Here is a 17,540-nt window from a genome sequence, read left to right as displayed (position 1 = left end):
GTGATCCACGAGGTGGACGAGGTCCTCAAGTCCCTGCTGGAGGGCGGGGCGTTGGCCGGTTCCGGCATCGACGTCGCCTTCGACGCCCCGACCCGCGACTGGGCCGCCCGGCGCAACGCGCCGACGATCAACGCCTACCTCTACGACATCCGGGAGGACGTGGCCCGCCGCCAGCGCGGCCAGCTGCCCGTGATGGACGAACGGGACGTGGTCGTGAAACGGCGCCGTCCGCCGCGCTGGTTCCGGCTGTCGTACCTGGTGACGGCGTGGACCCGGCAGCCGCAGGACGAACACCGGCTCCTGTCGGCGGTGTTGGCCACCCTGCTGCCGCGCGAACTGCTCGCCCCCTCGGAACTCCCGGGCGCCCTGGGCGCCTTGGGCATGGCCGTGCCGCTGTCGGTGGCCGGCAGCCAGACGGAGTCCCGGTCGCTGGCCGAGATCTGGTCCGCGCTCGGCGGCGAACTCAAGCCGTCCCTGGACCTGGTGACCACCGTGCCCTTCCCCGCCTACCCCGACTACGACGCCGGCCCGCCCGTCACCGAGGGCGCGGTGGTCCGCGTCCGCCGCCTCGACGGCGACGCCGACGCGGCCGAGCCGGAGGAGCGCGCCCACCGGCCCCCGCAGGTGGCGGCGGTGCGCGAAGCCCGCTCGGCGGCCCGCCGGTCCCGCGGCGCGGACGGAACGGGCATCGCGCCGTGACCGCACCGACCACCCCCGCGCACCGCACCGCCCCCGGTGTCCCGGCGCCCGAACCCGGCGACGCCGACGCGCTGCTCACCCGCCTCGCCGAGCTGCGCGGGCGGGTCGCCGGGCTGGTCGAGGAGCGCTCGGCGGGCGATCCCACGGCCGGCGATCCGCTGCGCGGCCTGTATCTGTCGGAGGACGCGGTACGCCGGCTGCTGCGCCCGGCGGAGCCCGCGCCCGGCGCGGCGCCCGATGACCTGACCGCCGCCCCCGCGCCCGCGCAGGACCCGGTGGCCAGACTGTGCGCGCGGCTCGGTCTGACCGAGCTGGACGCCGCGCTCCTCGTCATCGCCCTCGCCCCCGACCTCGACCGCGCCTTCGAGCAGTTGTACGGCTATCTGAACGACGACGTGAGCCGGCGGCGGGCCACCGTGGCCCTCGCCCTGGACCTGTGCGGCATCCCCGTCCACTCGGCGACCGCCCGGGCCCGGCTGCACCCCACGGCCCCGCTGGTCTCGCTCGGGCTGCTCATCGTGGAGGAGCCCGAACGTCCCCTGCTGAGCCGGTCGTTGCGCGTACCGGACCGGGTCGTGGCGCATCTGCTCGGCGACGACACCCCCGATCCCGCGCTCGCCGCGCATCTGCGCCCGCTGCCGGAACCGCCTCAGACGGACGGCTCCGACGACGAGTTCGCCCGCTTCACCGATCTGCTGGCCGCCCGGCTCACCGCCGCTCCCCCGCTCACCGCCTATCTGCGCGAGAGCCGCGAGGGCGACGGACTCTCCTGCGCCGCCTCCGCCCTGCGCACCGCCGGGCTCCCGGCCCTGCACTTCGCCGGACCCGAGGACCGGGTGCCCGACCTGCTGCGCGAGGCCCGGCTGAGCGGCGCCGCGATCGTCCTCGCCACGCTGCCCGAGGAACCGGGCTCCCTGGTACGGGAGTTGGCGGCCTCCGGCGTGCCCGTGCTGATCACCGGCACCCGGCCGTACGACCCCCAGTGGTGCGACCACGGGGCCGGCGACCCGCTGGTGCTGGAGGCGCCCCGGCGCGGCACGGGCGCGGTGCTCGCCTGGGCGGCCGTCCTCGGGGCGGAGCCCGGCTTCGACCTGGCCGCCACCGTCGCGCCGTACCACCTGCCCGACGAGCGGGTCACCCGGGCCGCCCGCGCCGCGCGGGACCTCGCCGCCTTCGAGGGCGCCGAGCTGACCGCGGCGCATCTGCGCGCCGCCGCCCGCCGGCAGTCCGCCTCCGGCCTGGAGCAGCACGCCCGCCGGATCCGCCCCGCCGTCGACTGGACCGACCTGGTCCTGCCCGAACGGCCCCTGACCCAGCTGCGGGAACTCGCGCTGCGCGCCCGCCACCGCGACCGCGTCCTCGGCGACTGGCGGCTCAGCGCGGGCGGCGGCCGGGGCCGGGGCGTGCTCGGTCTGTTCGCCGGCGAGTCCGGCACCGGCAAGACGCTCTCGGCGGAGGTCGTCGCCGCCGAACTCGGCCTGGACCTCTACGTCGTCCAGTTGTCCTCGGTGGTCGACAAATACGTCGGCGAGACCGAGAAGAACCTGGAGCGGATCTTCACCGAGGCCGACCGCACCGACGCCGTGCTGCTCTTCGACGAGGCCGACGCCGTGTTCGGCAAGCGCTCGGAGGTGAAGGACTCGCACGACCGGTACGCCAACATGGAGAGCGCCTATCTGCTCCAGCGGCTGGAGTCCTTCGACGGCATCGCCCTGCTCACCACGAACCTGCGCGCCAACATCGACGAGGCGTTCACCCGGCGGCTCGACCTGGTCGTCGACTTCCCGTTCCCCGACGCCGGGCAGCGGCTGGCCCTGTGGCGGCACAGCCTGTCCCACGTGCCGTGCGGGGACGGCATCGAACTCGGCGCGCTGTCCGCCGACTTCGAGCTGGCCGGCGGTTCCATCCGCAGCGCCGTGGTGACCGCCGCGTACCTCGCCGCCGGCCGCGGCGGCACGGTCACCGCGGCCGATCTGCTGGAGGGCGCCCGCCGCGAGTACCGCAAGGCGGGGCGGCTGCTGCCGGGGGACGGCTCCTGGTAGCCGCGGGGCCGGTCACCGGCCCCGCTGCCGCCGCGTGGTCGGTGCCGCCGCGCGGTCAGTCCTGGACCCGCCACTTCTGGTTGGGGGTTCCGGCGCACGTCCACAGCTGGAGCTTGGTCCCGTTGCCGGTGCCGTTGTCCACCGCGTCCACGCACTTGTTCGCCTGCGGGTTCACCAGGTCGCCCTGGGTGCTCAGCACGAACGTCTGCGCCGGGTTGCCGCTGCACCGGGCGAGCTGGATCGCCGCCCCGTCGTCCTTGGACCCCCACGCCACGTCCATGCACATACCGAGCGAGCGCACCGTGCCGTCGCCCAGGAACTGCCACTTCTGGTTGGGGGTGCGCTTGCAGTCCCGGATCTGGAGCCGGGTGCCGTCGCGGCCCACGCCGTCCTCACCGCCGGTGACGTCGACGCAGCGGTTCGATCCCTGTCCGATGATCAACTGGCCTGCGGCCTCAGCGGGTTTGGGCTTCGGCTTGGCGGGGGAGCCACCGCCGCCCGAACCACCGGACGTGCCCGAACCACCGGACCCGCCGGACCCGCCGGAGGAACCGGAGGTGTGCGGCGGCGGGGCCCCGGTGTCTCCCCCACCGCTCGGCTTCTCCGACTCCCCGCCCCCGGCCGGTGCCGGAGTGGGCTCCTTGGGCTGCTCCGGAGGCGCGGAGACCAGCGGCCGGCTCGGCTCCGCGGAGGGCGCGAGCGTACTGCCGGCGGCGGCCACCCGCTCGGTGGCGCCGCTGGAGACGTTGGGCTTGTAGGCGATCCACAGCATCGTGAAGGTGATGCCGAGGGCGAGGAAGACTCCGAAGAAGGTGGCGAGCCAGCGGGGCAGGAAGCCGCGCTGGAGGTAAGTCCCCTCCACGGGCAGCGGATTTGCGCCCGACCGCTGCACGGACAGCGTGTAGGGGCGCTGCTCCTTCGACCCGAACCAGATGATCTTCCGCGGCTTGAGGGTGGCCTTCACGAAGGCGGCCCGGCCCGGCTCGATCTGCACATTGCTCGGGTGGAGGTCGTACGACAACTGATCACCGTTGTCGCTGCCACTCACCGACGCGGTCACCTTGGTGTTCCCCAAGTTGTCCACGGCGAGACGGGGCCGACCCCGGAAACGGCCCTTCACCGTCGGCGGCACCAGCTCCGCCCGCACCTCCGTGAAGGGGGTGATCGTCAGGTTCCCCTCCGGAACCGTCACCGCCTCCGGATGCTCCGTCGGCGTGATCCGCACCGCATACGGATTCGGACCGGCCGTGGCGTCCGGAGTGCGGGGTGGCGCGAACGTCAGCTCGACCGTCCCCGTCGTGCCCGGGTACAACCGCAGCGTCTGCGGCTCCACCGTCGTCCACGGCGCGATGTCACCCACCGGCTCAAAACGGTACTCGTCCACCACGTCACCGGTGTTGCGCAACCGCAGCCGCACACGCGTACTGCCACCGGGGTCCACGGTCGCCGACGCCGGCTCCAGAGAGGTCCACAGGCCGGACATGTCACTCACCCGCCGGGGACGTCTGGGGAATGATCAGCCACTCCTGGTCGTCGGTGTTGGAGCAGTCGAAGATCGTGAGCGGGGTGTCGTTGCCGCCCGTGCTGTAGCCCGACACGTCCAGGCACTTGTTGTCGCTGGCGAAGTTGCGGATCCAGTAGGCGCCGCTCGGCTGCTTCTCGGCCCACCACAGCTGGTTGTCGGCGGTGGTGCCGTCGCAGGTGTACTCGGCGATCGGTGAGCGCAGGGGCGCCGCACCGTAATTGGCGAGGTCCATGCAGAACCGGTCCTTGACGTTGCGGATCAGGAAGAGGGGCGCACCGCCGGGACCGCCCTTCGGGTCCGTCACCTCCAGGTCCCACAGCTGGTTGTCGTGCGAGGTGCCGTCACACGTGTACTCGCGCACGGGCCCGGCCTTGGTGCCCTTGTCGTAGCCCGGGATGTCCGCGCACTTCTTGGTCGTGGTGTTGCGCAGCACGACGTTCGAGGCGGGCACGACCGGTTTGGGCTTCTCCTTCTTTGGTGCGCCGCCCGAGCCGCCGCTGCCGCCGCTGCCGCCGTCACCGCCGGAGCCGCCGTCGCCCTTGCCGTCGCCGTCACCTCCGGCCGGCGCCTCGGGCGAACGCTCCGCTGGGGAAGGGGACGGTGGGGCGGGCAGGACCGGGGAGGCCGAGGGGGACGGCGCGAGTGTGCTGCCGGCCTCGGCGAGCTTCTCGGTGGCGCCGCTGCTGACGTTGGGCTTGTAGGCGATCCACAGCATCGTGAAGGTGATGCCGAGGGCGAGGAAGACTCCGAAGAAGGTGGCGAGCCAGCGGGGCAGGAAGCCGCGCTGGAGGTAAGTCCCCTCAACGGGCAGCGGGTTCGCGCCCGAACGCTGCACGGACAGCGTGTAGGGGCGCTGCTCCTTCGCCCCGAACCAGATGATCTTCCGCGGCTTCAGCGTCGCCTTCACGAACGCCGCCCGGCCCGGCTCGATCTGCACATTGCTCGGATGAAGGTCGTACGACAACTGATCACCGTTGTCGCTGCCACTCACCGACGCGGTCACCTTGGTGTTCCCCAAGTTGTCCACCGCCAGACGAGGACGCCCCCGGAAACGGCCCTTCACCGTCGGCGGCACCAGCTCCGCCCGCACCTCCGTGAACGGGGTGATCGTCAGGTTCCCCTCCGGAACCGTCACCGCCTCCGGATGCTCCGTCGGCGTGATCCGCACCGCATACGGATTCGGACCAGCCGTGGCGTCCGGAGTGCGGGGCGGGGCGAACGTCAGCTCGACCGTCCCCGTCGTGCCCGGGTACAACCGCAGCGTCTGCGGCTCCACCGTCGTCCACGGCGCGATGTCACCCACCGGCTCAAAACGGTACTCGTCCACCACGTCACCGGTGTTGCGCAACCGCAGCCGCACACGCGTACTGCCACCGGGGTCCACGGTCGCCGACGCCGGCTCCAGGGAAGTCCAAAGGCTCACCGGTCGACGCTACGACCGGCCCCCTCGGCGCGTCAGGAGTCCCCGGGGCACGATCGCTGCCCGAAGGGGAGGGAACGGCAACCCTCCCGGGCCCGGCCGGCCGCCATGGGCGCCGACCGGGCCGTACGGGAACACCGCGGATCGCGTGCGGTCCGCGCCGGTTGCTACTGGTCCGTCGCCGGGAGCGGCGGGTAGTCGCCGGCGGTCACCTCGCCGGGCTGGTCCTGGGAGACGATCCTGCCGCCGTGCAGCTGCCGGTACGTGGCGTCGTCCACCGTCCCGGTGACCGGGAGGCCCATCGCCCGCTGGTAGAGCTTGACCCGCTCCTTCAGGGCGTCGTTGACGGGCGCGTGGGCGCGGGGCTTGACGCCCTGGAGGTACTGCATGTTCGACCGGATGAACAGGCTCTGCGTGGTGACCACGTTGTCGGTGATCCGGTCGTACGTGGCCCACAGCAGCACGCTGTTGAACCACACCACGTTGGGGTTGTCCTCGCCGGGCTGGATGTCGGCCGTGTTCTTGCCGAGGTGGGCCATCAGCAGGGCGGTCATGGTGGAGCGGCCCAGGTTGCCCAGCCCGTCCGTCTTGACCATGACGCCGTCGTAGATGCCGTCGACCTGCCGCTGCCAGCACTTCAGGGCCTCGACCGTCGCCGTGTCCATCATGCCCACGGTGTGGTGGTCGGTGAGCCGGCACGGGGAGTCCGCCGGGAAGGTGGCCAACCTGACCTGCGCGAACTGCACGAACAGGTTGGGTCCGTCACCCGGCCGGAAGGGGAGCGGGCCGCGAGGCGCGTCCTTCTTCGCCTCCGCCGGGGCTCCGCCGCCGCCTCCCTTCGCCTCCGAGCCGCCGGAGGCGGTGTCCCCCTCGGCCTGCCCGTCGCCGTCTCCGCCCGCCGGGGGCGCGAGGCCGGCTCCGTCGTCGTCTCCGCCCGTCGCGTCGCCCCCGCCGCCCCGGGACGCCCCGCCGGCGGGCAACGCGCCGACCGAGGGCATGGCGGTCGGCAGCGCGGTGGCCGCGGCCTCCGCCAGTTTCTCGGTGGCCGCGCTGCTCACGTTGGGTTTGTAGGCGATCCAGAACATGACGAAGGCGAGGCTGAGGGCCAGGCCGACACCGAGGAAGGTGGCGAGCCAGCGGGGCAGGAAGCCGCGCTGGAGGTAAGTCCCCTCCACGGGCAGTGGGTTCGCGCCCGACCGCTGCACGGACAGGGTGTACGGCCGCTGCTCCTTCGCGCCGAACCAGATGATCTTCCGCGGCTTGAGGGTGGCCTTCACGAACGCGGCCCGGCCCGGCTCGATCTGCACATTGCTCGGATGAAGGTCGTACGACAACTGGTCACCGTTGTCGCTGCCGCTCACCGAGGCGGTCACCTTGGTGTTCCCCAAGTTGTCGACCGCGAGGCGGGGCCGACCGCGGAAACGGCCCTTCACCGTCGGCGGAACCAGTTCCGCCCGCACTTCCGTGAACGGGGTGATCGTCAGGTTTCCCTCCGGGACCGTCACCGCCTCCGGGTGCTCGGTGGGCGTGATCCGCACCGCGTAGGGGTTCGGACCGGCGGTGGCGTCCGGGGTGCGCGGCGGGGCGAAGGTCAGCTCGACCGTGCCCGTCGTGCCCGGGTACAGCCGCAGCGTCTGCGGCTCCACCGTCGTCCACGGCGCGATGTCACCGACCGGCTCGAAACGGTACTCGTCCACGACGTCACCGGTGTTGCGCAACCGCAGCCGCACACGCGTACTGCTGCCGGGGTCCACGGTCGCGGACGCGGGTTCGAGGGAAGTCCATAGGCTCACGCGACGACGCTACGAACGTGTTCCGCCCTGGTCAGGAGTCTTGCGCGCACAGCCGCTGCCCGATCGGTCACCCCGTCCGGACCCGGCCGGGGGCCTGCCGTCCTCAGCGGGCCGGGGCCCGGCGGGCGCGCACACACGCCCCAGGTCGGCGCACGGCGAACTGCCCTTGTGGGCAACGGGAGTGCCCCCGCCCCGGCACCGCGGGACGTTTCGGCCGACGCGTTCGCGCGCGAGGGTGGACCGGATCCTGACTCGTACCCCGAGGAGCGCGGAGCATGCCTTCCTACCTGTCGCCCGGCGTCTACGTCGAGGAGGTGGCCAGCGGTTCTCGCCCGATCGAGGGAGTGGGTACCTCGGTGGCGGCCTTCGTGGGGCTCGCCCCGGCCGGACCGCTCAACGAGCCGACGCTGGTGACCAACTGGAGCCAGTACGTCGCGTCCTTCGGTGAGTTCACCGACGGGTACTACCTGGCGCACTCGGTCTACGGGTTCTTCCAGAACGGCGGCACCGCCGCCTATGTGGTGCGGGTCGGCGGCACCGCCGAGGGCGCGGCCCTGGACGCGGACGCGTCGAACGGGCGGTCCGCCAAGTCCCCTGCCGCGGTGGGCTCTTCCGCCGCTCCGGCCGCGCTGCCGGCCGCCGAGCCGACCCAGCTCGGCACGTTCGCGGTGACCGCCATCGCCTCCGCGCCCGGCGGCGGCTCGCTGAGCGTGGAGGTCGCCGACCCGGAGGGCGAGGGCCCGGCGGAGCGGTTCCGGCTGATCGTCAAGGACGGCGACAAGGCGGTGGAGACCTTCGACGTCACGGCGAAGAAGGGCGGCCGCAACTACGTCGTCACCCAGGTCAAGGAGCGGTCCAAGCTCATCACCGTGACCGAGACGGCGCCGGCCGCGCAGCTGGCCCGTCCGGACAACCAGACGGTGACCGTGGCCGCCCCGGCACCCGTCCCCGCGGTGCCGGCCGCCGACCCGGCGCGCGACACGCACCCGGGCCCGGCCGAGTACCTGGGCGACAGCGCGGACCGCACCGGCTTCGGCGGCCTGGAGGCCGTCGACGAGGTGTCGATGGTCGCGGTGCCCGACCTGATGGCCGCCTACCAGCGCGGCGCGATCGACCTGGAGGCCGTCAAGGCGGTCCAGCTCGGTCTGATCGCGCACTGCGAGCTGATGGGCGACCGGGTCGCGGTCATCGATCCGCCGCCGGGGCTCAACGCCCGCCAGATCAGGGTCTGGCGGCAGGAGACGGCCGGCTACGACTCCAAGTACGCCGCCCTGTACTACCCGTGGATCAAGTCCTTCGACCCGAGCAGCGGCCAGACCCGGATGATCCCGCCGAGCGGGCACATCGCCGGCATCTGGGCCCGCAACGACGCCGAGCGCGGCGTGCACAAGGCGCCCGCCAACGAGGTCGTGCGCGGCGCGGTCGACCTGGAGACCCAGATCACCCGCGGGGAGCAGGACCTGCTCAACCCGATCGGCGTCAACTGCATCCGCGCCTTCCCCGGCCGCGGCATCCGCGTCTGGGGCGCCCGCACCCTCTCCTCCGACCCGGCCTGGCGCTACCTGAACATCCGCCGGTACTTCAACTACCTGGAGGAGTCGATCCTGATCGGCACCCAGTGGGTGGTGTTCGAGCCCAACGACCACGCGCTGTGGGCCCGGATCCGGCGGAACATCTCGGCGTTCCTGGTCAACGAGTGGCGCAGCGGCGCCCTGTTCGGGCAGCGCCCCGAAGAGGCGTACTACGTCAAGTGCGACGAGGAGACCAACCCGCCGGAGTCCGTGGACGTCGGCCGGGTCGTCTGCGAGATCGGCATCGCGCCGGTCAAGCCGGCCGAGTTCGTGATCTTCCGGCTGGCCCAGTTCTCCAGCGGCAGCGGCGAGTTGGAGGAGTAGGCCGAAGCGCCGCTCCGCCCGTCGCCCTCAACACCCTTAGAAGGACAGCGAACTCATGAGTCTCCAGCCGGGTGACGCCCTCACCTCGCACAATTTCGGCCTCCAGATCGACGGTGTGATGGTCGAGTACCTGGCCGAGGTCAGCGGCCTCAGCATCGAGCAGGACGTCATCACCTACCAGCAGAACACCCCGGGCGGCCAGAACGTGGTCAAGAACCTGCCGGGTGTGAAGAAGAACGGCACCTGCACGGTGGTGCGCGGCATGACCCAGTCGGCGTCGTTCACCCAGTGGATCAACCAGTCGATCACCGGGCAGATGACCACGGCCCGCAAGAACGCCTCCATCATCATGATGGACTTCCAGAACAACCCGGTGAAGCGCTACCACCTGCGCAACGCCTGGTGCAGCAAGATCGACGCGAGCACGGTCAAGGCCGGCGAGGCCGCCGCCCTCACCGAGACCGTGACGATCACGTTCGAAGAACTGGTCATCGAGTAATGCGGCGTACGGCTGCCAGGGCCGGCGGCGCCGTCGCGTACGCCGGCCCGGACGCGGCGGAGCCCGGACCGGAGGCGGCGGAGGCCCCGCAGCAGCAGCTCCCGGTCCAGCAGGTCCAGCAGGAGGCGCTGCGCACCGAGTTCCCCTTCCAGTTGCCGCGCGGGTACGTCGACGAGTCGGGCGCCGTGCACCGGGACGGGACGATGCGGCTGTCGACCGCGCGGGACGAGCTGGTCCCGCTGCGGGACGTACGGGTGCAGGAGAACCCGGCGTATCTGTCGGTCGTGCTGCTCGGCCGGGTCATCACCCGGCTGGGCACGCTGCCCATGGTCCACGACGGGATCGTGGAGAACATGTTCGCCTCCGACCTGGCGTTCCTCCAGGACTTCTACCGCCAGATCAACGCGGAGGGACACACCCGCGCCGCCGTGCGGTGCCCGCACTGCGCGGAGCCCTTCGAGGTGGAACTCGGCGGGAGCCGCCTGGGGGAATCGTGACGTACGCGACCGACCGGCTGCACGAGGAGATCGCGTACGTGGCCTACCACTTCCACTGGAGCATGGACGAGATCCTGGACCTGGAACACCATGACCGCCGCCGCTACACGGGCGAGATCGCGTCCCTGGTGACGCGCGCCGGGGCGGAGGGCTGAGCGGTGGGGTTCCTGGACCGGTTCCGCGGACGGGCGGACGACGGGGGTGAGGTGTCCCCGGGGGCGGTGTCCTCCGGGGGTGCTGAGGTGTCTTCGGGGTCGGTGTCCTCCGGTGGCGGTGAGGGGCCGGTGTCTTCCGGCGGTGAGGTGTCGTCCGCGGGGGCGGTTTCTTCCGGTGGTGAGGTGTCGTCCTCGGGGGCGGGGTCTTCCGGCGGGGAGGTGGCGGCGGGTGGTGGCCGTGCGGTGGCGCCCGCGGCCTGGTCCGCGCTGCCGCCGATCCAGCGGGCGCTCGCCCCGAGCCCGGCCGGGGTCGCCGACCGCGGGTTCGGCGGACGGCTGCCCACCTGGCAGAACCCGGCCTTCATGGGCACGGCCTCGCACGCCGTCCTGGACGGCCGCTCCAGCGCGCTGCTCGGCGGCGGCACGGCACAGCAGCCGTTGCCGGGCCGTCCGGTGACGGGGCTGGAACAGCCGGCGGCGGCACTGCCGTCGGCATCGCTGCCGTCCGCCGCTGGCCAGGGTCCTGTGGTGCAGCGGGCGCCGGCCGTGCCGCTGCGGTGGCTTCCGCCTCGGGGAGTCGCGGCGTCGGGAACGCCGGGGGCGGGGGTGCGCACGTCCGCGTCGCCGGGGGTGAGTACTTCCGCGTCGCCCGTGGCCGGTACGTCTGTGTCGCCCGTGGCGGGTACGTCGGCGTCGGGTACATCGGCGTCGGGTATGTCCGTGTCGCCCGTGGTGGGTACGTCCGTGTCGTCGGCGTCGGGTACGCCGTCGGGCGGAGGTGGGGCCGTACGGCCGTCCGGAGGTTCGGGAGCATCCCTCACGCGGGCGACCGGCGGGGTGGTCCGTCCGGTGGTCGCGGCGGGGGCTGTCCGGCCTTCGGCTGCGGCCGGGTCATCCGCAGGTGCGGCTCCGGGTGGCGGGACGGCGGGCGCCTCTGCCTCCGGGGGTGTCGCCAGGTCCGTTGACACCGCTGGTCCTGGGGGTGTCGTCGCCAGGGCGGCCTCGGACGCGTCCGGCGGTGGGGCGGCTGCCTCGGTCGGTGCGGGTGGCGGGTCCGCTCGTTCCGGTGCGTCCGGCTCTGCTGCGGTGGGTTCGTCTTCGGTGAGTTCGTCGTCGGGCGGTTCGTCCTCGGTGGGGGCGGGTGTGCCGTCGGCGGCTGCCTCGGCCGCCGGCTCGGGTGCGGCTGCCGGTGCGGGGGCTTCCGCTGCGGGGGCTCCTGCGGGGGCGAGCCCGGCGGCGGGCGTGCCCGTCGTACCGGTGGTGTCGTCTCAGGGGCCGGCCGCCTGGCCGGTCCGGCCGACCCCTCCCTCCTCCGGGCTGCGCGTGAGCCCCGTCCGCACGGGAACGGCGGCTGCGGCTCCTCCGGCATCGCTCACTCGGACGCACGGCCGGGTGCTTCCCGTGTCCCGGCGTATGGCCGCGTCCCCGGCCGCCGCCGCGCCCGGGACGGCGAGCGCGCGTAACTCCGGTGACACGGAGGGTGGTTCACCCGCGCCCGCCGCGAAGAGCGACGGCCGCGCCGTGCCTGCGGTGCAGCGGGCCGAGCTGTCGCCCGGTGGGCCGAAGGCGCAGTCGGCGTCCGCCGGAGGCGAGAGCGCCGGTCCGGTGCCGTCCGTCCAGAGGTCGGTGGGGTCGGCAGGTCCTGCGGGTGCGGTAGGCCCTGCGGGTGCGGAGGGTTCGGTGGGTGGGGACAGTGTCCCGCCGCCGTCGTCCGGCTCGGTGGCCTCCGCCGAGCCTCCGCTCCTGCCTGCGGCCACGCCGCCCGCCTCCGGGCGCGTGGCGGGCGAGGGCGCGCTCGGTGCCGTACGGCGCTCGGGTGCCGGTCCAGTCTCCGGGGCGTCCGAGCGGCGGAGCGGGGGTGCGTCGGACAGTTCGGCGGGCTCCGCGCCCCGGCGTTCGGGAGCGTCGAGTGCCGGGAGTTCGCCCGCCGCCGCGAGTAGGGGTGTGGAGGCCGAAGGGTCCCGGCCCGTCGTACAGCGTCGGGCGGCGGGCGAGAGCGGCCGTACGACTCCGTCGGGCCCGGCCCCCGAGTCCGGCGCCTCGGCCCGGCCCACGGCCACCCCTTCCGGTACGGCGCCGTCCGCGCCCGCCCCGGCCGCTCCCACGAACCCTTCCCGTACGGTCGACTCGGCCCGCCCTCCGAAGACTTCCGCTGCGGACGCACCCGTACAGCGGGCGAAGTCCGGCACCGCACCGGCCCCGGCCGCTCCCCCGGCCACGCCCGCTGTCGCTCCGGTGAGCCCGGCCCGGACGGCCCCCTCGCCGCAGGCCGCGCCCACGCCGGGTGCCGATCTCCCCGTACAGCGGACGCAGGCGGACCTCACCGCCGGACAGCGACCGGTGACCGGCCCTGCGACCACCGCACCTGTGGCGCGTCCGGCGGCCCCCGCCGCCTCCGAGCAGTCCAGGCCCTCGGCCGCTCCGACCGCCGAATCCCTCCGGCCGACCGCCACCCCCGCGGTCGCCGCCCCGCGCCCGGCGGCCCCCGCGAGCGGCCCCGCGCCCGCCGCCGCACCGGTCGTCCAGCGCAGCGCCGACCGTCCCGCACCGCGTCTCGGGCTCGGCGCGCCGGTGTCCGCGCGGCCCACGGCACCGGCCGCCCCACAGCCGCAAACGATCACCCCGGCTACCCCGCAACCCCGGCCGACCGCACCAGCCGCTCCGCAACCCCAGCCGACCGCACAAGCCACCGGTCCGGACGCGTCCGGCCGGCCCGGCCCTCCCGTCCAGCGGACGACCGCCCCGGCGGTCCGTGCGGCATCGGAACGACCCACCCCGCAGCCTTCGCCGGGCGATTCAGAGTCCCCCCGCCCGGCGACACAGCCCACCTCGTCGGCGTCCTCCCCGAGCGCACCGCACGTCACTCCGGAAACGCCTTCGCAGCGTCAGCCGATCCAGCCAATCCAGTCGGGCCAGCCGGGCCAGTCGATCCAACGCAGCACAGCGCACACCCCGGAGTCCGCCCCCCGGCCCACGCGCCCCACCGCTCCCGCCCCGGCCGCCCCGTCGATCGGCCACGGCACCCCCGTACCGAACGCCCCTGCCCCGCAGCCGACTTCATCTGCCGTGCCCCCCACCGCACCCGCCGACGCACCCCCGCTGCCCGTTCAGCGCAAGGCCGCTCCCGAAGCCGCCGCTCCCGCCCGGCGTCGTTCCCCCCTCGGTGCGCCGCTGCCCACGGTCCCGGCCGATGTCGCCCCTCTCGTCACCCCGGCGGCCCCCGCCCTCCCCCGGGCGTCCACTCCCGTCGCCGTGCAACGAACGGCGGCCGCCCCGGCAACTCCGCCTCCGACCGCCCCCCTCGCCCCGCTCCCTGTGGCCCGCCTCACCTCCCCCACCCCGCCGCCCGTACCGCACACACCCACCCCCACGCCGCTCCCCGCGCAACAGCCCGCACCGCTTCCCGTGGTCCAGCGCGCCCCGAAACTCGACAAACCCGCACCGCACCACCCCCCGGCCGCACCGCCGCCCACCCACACGGCCACCGCGCACACCACCACGCCCCCACCACCCCCGCCGCCCCGGGCTTCCGGCACGACCACGCCTCCGCCCCCCGGAACGCCCGCGCCCTCATCCGCGAGCGCGCCTCCCGAGTACGCGGAGATCCCCCCGGGCGGTTTCGACCCGAGGGAGTTGACCGACTTCCAGCTCGACGAGCTGGTGCACCGGATCATCGGCCGCGTCACCCGGCTGATCCGCACCGAACTGCGCCTGGACCGCGAGCGGATCGGCAAGCTCCGCGATCCACGCCGCTAAGCACCCGCCGGCCCGCGACCACCGCACGCCACGTACCACGCATCACGCACCGAACACGGCACACCGCACCCACACCGAACCGCCCACCGCCCGCACCCACCAGGAACGACGGCGGCCGAAAGAAAGGCCCTTCCTCGATGTCCCGCCAGGACCCGGGCTCCACCATCTGGTTCACCCTCAGCATCGACGGCGAGAGCCTCGGCTACTTCAACGGCTGCGAGGGCCTGTCGTCCCAGGTGGAGGTCGAGCACCGCCAGGAGGGCGGCAACAACGGCTTCGTCTGGCATCTGCCGACACGTGTGACCTTCTCCACGATCCGGCTGACCCGCCCGCTCACCCCCGACACCGCCAAGGTCGCCAAGTGGATCTCGTCCGTGCAGACCGGCATCAAGCGGCCCACCGCGCAGATCGCGGCGCTGCGCGCGGACGGCTCGGAGGTGGCGCGCTGGGGGCTGATCGACGTGCTGCCGGTGAGCTGGACGGGCCCCACGCTCGACCCCGCGAGCCCGGCCGTGGCGACCGAGGTGCTGGAGATCGCCCACCACGGGTTCACGGACTGAGCTGACGGAGCTGACGGAGCGGACTGAGGGGATACGGAGACATGGCGAAAGGCAGCAGGGGCGGTGCGGGCAAGAGCCTGGTGCGGGCCACGCTCGCGATCCATCAGCCGCCCAAGGGCAAGAGCAGGACGCCCGGCGGGATCATCAAGACGTTCGGCTTCGACTTCAACCCGGCGCAGTTGTCGATGACCCGCCGCGCCAACTGGAAGGTCACCCCGGCCCAGATCGAACGCAAGGGCCCGCTCCCGGAGTTCATGGGCGCGGAGCCGCGTGAGATGAGCCTGGAGGTCTTCCTGGACTCCTCCGACGATCCGACGAGCAACTCCGTGCTGAAGAAGGTGGAGTCGCTGCTCGCCTGCTGCGAGGTGACGGCGCAGAGCATCGCGGCCAAGCAGCCGTCGCCGCCGTGGGTGGTCTTCCAGTGGGGTTCGTTCTCCACGGCGCGCTTCACGGCGTACGTCAGCTCGGTGGAGGCCAGTTACACGCTGTTCGGGACGACGGGCGTGCCGATCCGGGCGACCTGCCGGATGCAGTTGCACGAGATCCCGAGCCGGACCAAGGGGCAGAACCCGACGTCGGGCGCGCTGACCGCGCAGCGGGTGCACCGGGTGGTGGCGGGCGACTCGCTGCAGTCGCTGGCCTGGCGGGAGTACGGCAACGCGGCCGCCTGGCGGGCCATCGCCGAGGTCAACGGCATCGACGACCCGCAGTCGCTGCGGACCGGCACCGAGCTGATCATGCCGGCCGCCGAGGAGGTGCGTGGCTGATGGTGCAGTCCGCGTTCTCCAATGTCATCGATGTGCGGATCGGGGGCGCCAAGCTGCCGCCCGAGTACGCCTCCGATCTGGTGGACAGCTATGTCGACCAGGGGGTCGGGGTGCCGGCGGCGTTCCGGCTGACCTTCCGCGACCCCTACCGACTGCTGCTGGGCGAGTTGGGCATCACGTTCGGGACCAAGGTGGTGCTGGCGCCGGTGGCCGACGGCGACGGGTCCGGCGATCCGCTGCTGACCGGCGAGGTCACGGGCCTGGAGGCCGACTACGACGGCACGGGCAGCTTCACCGTCGTCCGCGGCTACGACCTCGGGCACCGGCTGCTGCGCCGGCGGCGGGTGGCGGCGTACCGCAACCAGAGCGCGTCCGACATCGCGCGCAAGCTGGCCGCGCAGGACGGGGTGCCGGTCGGGAAGATCGAGTCGACGCGGACGGTGTACGAGTTCATCAGCCAGTCCAATGTGACCGACTGGGACTTCCTGGCGCGGCTGGCCGACGAGAACGAGATGGTCATGTCGGTGGACGCGAAGGGCAAGTTCCAGTTCGTGAAGCCGAAGTCGGCCTCCGGGGCGCCCTCGCCGAGCACCGACGGCGAGAAGAGCCCGTTCGTGCTCCAGGCCGGGCACGACATCCTGCGGCTGCGGGCCGCGGTCACCGCCTCCGACCAGGTGGGGAAGGTCGAGGCACGCGGCTGGGACGTGACGACGAAGAAGAAGCTGACGGCGACCGCGCCGGCCACCGCCAACCCGGGCATCACCATCGGCACCACGCCGGGCGCGGCGGCCGGGAAGTTCGGGGCGGCGAAGCTGGTGGAGACGGGCACGCCCTACGACAAGCAGAACGAGGTGAAGTTCGCGGCCGACGCGCTCGCCGACGACGTGACCGGCTCGTTCGGCGAGCTGGAGGTCGTGGCGCGGGGAAATCCCCTGCTGCGGCCGGGAGTTCCGGTGGCGCTGGCGGATGTCGGCGTGCCGTTCGAGGGCAAGTACACGGTGACGTCGGTGCGGCACGTGTTCGGCGACGGCAAGCACTACGAGGTGTGGGTGACGGTCAGCGGGCGGCAGTGGCGCTCGCTGTACGGGCTGGCCTCGGGCGGTTCGGACACCGCGCCGCGGCTGCCGAGTGTGGCCAACGCGCTGGTGACGGACGTGAACGATCCGCTGAAGCAGGGCCGGGTGCGGTTGCAGTTCCCGTGGCTGGACGACACGTATGTCAGCGACTGGACGCGGACCGTGCAGCTGGGCGGCCTGGACGGGGGCGGGATCTTCCCGCTGGACGTCAACGACGAGGTGCTGGTCGCCTTCGACCGGGGCGCGCTGGACCATCCGTTCGTCATCGGCGGGCTGTACAACGGCCGGGACAAGCCGACGGTGGTCAGTGACGTGCCGTTGCACGACACCGTGCGCAAGAAGGCGAGCCGGCACACCGTCTCCGACCGGGACGGCAACCGCATGGACCTGCTCAGCCAGAAGACCGGGGGCCGCAAGCAGGGTGTGCGGCTGGTGTCCGGGGACAAGCGGCTGACGATCAGCCTGGACCGGACGAACACCGAGATCGTGGTGGACAGCAAGGGCTCGGTGACGATCAAGGGCACCCGGTCGGTGTCGGTGGAGGCGGGCGGCGATCTCTCGCTGACCGCCGCGCGCAGCCTGACCCTCAAGAGCGGCGGCCCGCTGAACATCCAGAGCGCGAGCATGGTGAACGTGCGGGCGGCGGGCGAGATAGGTGTGAACACCGTGGGCGCGCTGAACCTGACGGCGGGCGGCATCGCCAACGTGACCGGCGGGGGCACGGTGCAGATCACCTCGGCCGTCAACACGACGATCAAGGCGCCGACGACGCTGGTCGCCTCGCCCGTGTTCGGGGTGACCACCATCCCGGTGCCGATGGTGATCCCGTGAACCAGCCTTTTTCCAGCAGTAGTTG

Annotated in this window: 13 protein-coding genes; 10 read left to right on the top strand and 3 right to left on the bottom strand. The window is 73.1% G+C overall.

Going from position 1 to position 17,540, the window contains the following annotated elements:
- Together K7787_RS18185 and K7787_RS18180 are read left to right on the top strand one after the other, a co-directional pair.
- Positions 1-699 (top strand): Pvc16 family protein, encoded by a 699-nt coding sequence (locus K7787_RS18185; protein ID WP_223002180.1) that lies wholly within the window; start codon positions 1-3, stop codon positions 697-699.
- Positions 696-2,741: an ATP-binding protein gene (locus tag K7787_RS18180; protein ID WP_223002178.1), complete on the top strand. Its 2,046-nt coding sequence runs from the start codon at positions 696-698 to the stop codon at positions 2,739-2,741. The genes K7787_RS18185 and K7787_RS18180 overlap by 4 nt, the downstream gene beginning before the upstream one ends.
- A 55-nt stretch (positions 2,742-2,796) precedes the next feature.
- Here the strand turns inward: K7787_RS18180 and K7787_RS18175 are convergent, their stop codons facing one another.
- The 3 genes from K7787_RS18175 to K7787_RS18165 form a co-directional block, all read right to left on the bottom strand.
- Positions 2,797-4,224 carry a ricin-type beta-trefoil lectin domain protein gene (locus K7787_RS18175; RefSeq protein ID WP_169435661.1) on the bottom strand — a complete coding sequence of 476 codons (1,428 nt, stop codon included), beginning with the start codon at positions 4,222-4,224 and terminating at the stop codon, positions 2,797-2,799.
- 1 nt (position 4,225) lies between these two features.
- On the bottom strand, positions 4,226-5,689 hold the full coding sequence (locus K7787_RS18170; RefSeq protein ID WP_223002176.1) for an RICIN domain-containing protein: 1,464 nt from the start codon (positions 5,687-5,689) through the stop codon (positions 4,226-4,228).
- 164 nt (positions 5,690-5,853) lie between these two features.
- A complete protein-coding gene (locus K7787_RS18165; RefSeq protein ID WP_223002174.1) occupies positions 5,854-7,479 on the bottom strand; it encodes a peptidoglycan-binding domain-containing protein in 1,626 nt (541 codons plus the stop codon).
- Positions 7,480-7,754: 275 nt separating this feature from the next.
- Here K7787_RS18165 and K7787_RS18160 point away from each other — a divergent pair, with 275 nt between their 5' ends.
- The 8 genes from K7787_RS18160 (at position 7,755) to K7787_RS18130 (ending at position 17,515) form a co-directional block, all read left to right on the top strand.
- Positions 7,755-9,374, top strand: coding sequence for a phage tail sheath family protein (locus tag K7787_RS18160; protein WP_164387431.1), 1,620 nt, complete (start codon positions 7,755-7,757; stop codon positions 9,372-9,374).
- 55 nt (positions 9,375-9,429) lie between these two features.
- Positions 9,430-9,873, top strand: a complete 444-nt coding sequence (locus K7787_RS18155) for a phage tail protein (protein ID WP_009190922.1) — start codon at positions 9,430-9,432, stop codon at positions 9,871-9,873.
- On the top strand, positions 9,873-10,370 hold the full coding sequence (locus K7787_RS18150; RefSeq protein ID WP_164387430.1) for a hypothetical protein: 498 nt from the start codon (positions 9,873-9,875) through the stop codon (positions 10,368-10,370). The genes K7787_RS18155 and K7787_RS18150 overlap by 1 nt, the downstream gene beginning before the upstream one ends.
- Positions 10,367-10,525, top strand: coding sequence for a DUF6760 family protein (locus K7787_RS18145; protein WP_019983125.1), 159 nt, complete (start codon positions 10,367-10,369; stop codon positions 10,523-10,525). The genes K7787_RS18150 and K7787_RS18145 overlap by 4 nt, the downstream gene beginning before the upstream one ends.
- 3,633 nt (positions 10,526-14,158) lie before the next feature.
- Entirely contained in the window at positions 14,159-14,281 is a 123-nt protein-coding gene (locus tag K7787_RS32135) for a hypothetical protein (protein ID WP_019983127.1), read from the top strand.
- A 137-nt stretch (positions 14,282-14,418) separates the two neighbouring features.
- Positions 14,419-14,841 (top strand): phage tail protein, encoded by a 423-nt coding sequence (locus K7787_RS18140; protein ID WP_009190918.1) that lies wholly within the window; start codon positions 14,419-14,421, stop codon positions 14,839-14,841.
- Positions 14,842-14,882: 41 nt separating this feature from the next.
- On the top strand, positions 14,883-15,608 hold the full coding sequence (locus tag K7787_RS18135) for a CIS tube protein (RefSeq protein ID WP_009190917.1): 726 nt from the start codon (positions 14,883-14,885) through the stop codon (positions 15,606-15,608).
- Positions 15,608-17,515 (top strand): VgrG-related protein, encoded by a 1,908-nt coding sequence (locus K7787_RS18130; protein ID WP_223002172.1) that lies wholly within the window; start codon positions 15,608-15,610, stop codon positions 17,513-17,515. Before K7787_RS18135 ends, K7787_RS18130 begins: the two co-directional genes overlap by 1 nt.
- The last annotated feature ends 25 nt before the right edge of the window (positions 17,516-17,540 follow it).

Source organism: Streptomyces sennicomposti (genome assembly GCF_019890635.1).
Lineage (GTDB): Bacteria > Actinomycetota > Actinomycetes > Streptomycetales > Streptomycetaceae > Streptomyces > Streptomyces sennicomposti.
The sequence above is the reverse complement of the archived record's forward strand: the minus strand, read 5'-3'. Positions and strand labels throughout refer to the sequence as shown.